Origin of the sequence: Bacillus sp. JJ634 (assembly GCF_036962285.1) — a bacterium.
GTDB classification, from domain to species: Bacteria; Bacillota; Bacilli; order Bacillales; family DSM-1321; genus Peribacillus; species Peribacillus asahii_A.
In genome coordinates, this window is sequence record NZ_JBALMU010000162.1 from 215 (window position 1) to 1,177 (window position 963).

At 39.5% G+C, this 963-nt stretch carries 1 protein-coding gene; it reads left to right on the plus strand.

All coding sequences use genetic code 11. The features are described from left to right. The coding region (locus V7068_RS20075) for a 3-hydroxyacyl-CoA dehydrogenase family protein (RefSeq protein WP_499714253.1) at positions 1 to 905 on the plus strand (905 nt) is incomplete at its 5' end. Between the last annotated feature and the right edge of the window lie 58 nt (positions 906 to 963).

Consider the following 963-nt stretch of genomic DNA (forward strand, 5'->3'; position numbering starts at 1 on the left):
GTTCGGGTGTAATGGGGAGCAGCATTGCCCAATCTTTTGCGGTTAGTGGTTATTCTGTCACGATAAATGATTTAAATGAAGAGTTGTTACAAAAATCAAAAAATCGGATTTTTGAAAATCTGTCATTGATTGCGGAAGAAGTAGGATTAGACGAGGAACAAAAGCAGTCTAATTTAGCGAATATTCACTATACCGCAGATCTAGAAGAAGCTGTCAAGGAAGCCGATTTTATCATTGAGGCTATTCCGGAAGTCATTGAGTGGAAGTGGGAGCTTTATGAAAAATTGGAACGAATAATGAAGGCCGATGCCATTGTGGCTTCCAATACATCCACGTTTCCAATCTCACGTTTAATGGAAAAGGCTTCTTTTCCAGATCGAATGATAATTACGCATTTCTTTAATCCTGGACATTTAGTCCCGTTAGTCGAAATTGTAAAGCATCCTCAAACAAAAGAGACAGTTGTTGATGCGACACTGGATCTTATTCGCAAGATTGGTAAATCGCCAATTCTTCTAAAAAAGGAAATTCCTGGATTTATCGCTAACCGTTTGCAGACAGCCTTAATGCGCGAAGCATTTTATTTGTTAAAAGAAGATGTAGCTAGTGCACGGGATATTGATACAGCAATAACGGCTGGACCAGGGTTTCGTTGGGCGTTTACAGGGCCGATTGAAATTGCAGACTTTGGCGGACTGGATACGTGGCAACGAGTGTTTGAAAATGTAGCTCCTGATTTAGATCAAAGTATGGAAGCCCCTGAAATCATTCGAGAGTTGGTTGAGCAAGGAAAGCTAGGAACAAAATCAGGGGAAGGCATTTATCAATATGACGATATGCTCGTTTCCCAAAAGCTTAATGAAAGAGACCGCAATTTTATTAAACTTGGAAAAATGAAAGCTTGAAGTCATTCTACAACCGACTAGAGCATAAAGTTAAAAGAAATGATAAAGTGAAACTTCC